General features: G+C 43.0%; 1 protein-coding gene and 1 pseudogene. Both read right to left on the bottom strand.

Annotated features, from left to right (window positions below; translation table 11 throughout):
* Window positions 1–126, bottom strand: a pseudogene (locus tag ACEO2X_RS14115) (IS3 family transposase); the annotation flags it as partial.
* A gap of 53 nt (window positions 127–179) precedes the next feature.
* Window positions 180–539: IS5 family transposase (locus ACEO2X_RS14110; RefSeq protein WP_180192529.1), on the bottom strand; the 360-nt coding region annotated here is incomplete at its 5' end.

Below are 539 nucleotides of genomic sequence, written 5' to 3'. Positions count from 1 at the left end.
AACTCGATAACTACGTCCATCACTGAGTTGATCATACATAAAGTCCATTGACCATGATTCATTCTTAGCTGTCGGTACTGCAAGGGGTTCTGGCTGTTCTCGTTTAATCCGCTTATTAGGCTTGATTGGCTTTGTTGCACAAAGATTTGAAATGCAAAGCGCCCCTAATTGAGCCAAATTTAAGGCGTAACTTGGGTAACTGGTCGACCTAATTCCGTAAATCTGTTGAGGACTGCTACACGTGCATGAATCTCATTCACCTGACTAGGAAAGCTTCTTGCCATTAATTTATCGCCTAATAATTTGATGCAATGCATCTTGGTTTCCACCAAACTGCGGCGATGATAGCCTGACCATTTTTTCCATAGTGTCCTGCCTAAACGTTTAACTGTTCGAAGTAATTCATTTCGCGCTAGCGAGCTACTCTTTGTATCTTTCCATGGTTTCGCATTTTTTCTAGGTGGAATCACCGCATGTGCTTGCCGATCTGCAATGACCTGACGGCATTGCTTGGTGTCATAAGCTCCATCGGTATAAAC

The sequence above is a fragment of the Acinetobacter sp. AL9 genome, from assembly GCF_041464035.1.
GTDB lineage: Bacteria > Pseudomonadota > Gammaproteobacteria > Pseudomonadales > Moraxellaceae > Acinetobacter > Acinetobacter towneri.
This window is presented reverse-complemented; position numbering and strand designations above follow the sequence as displayed.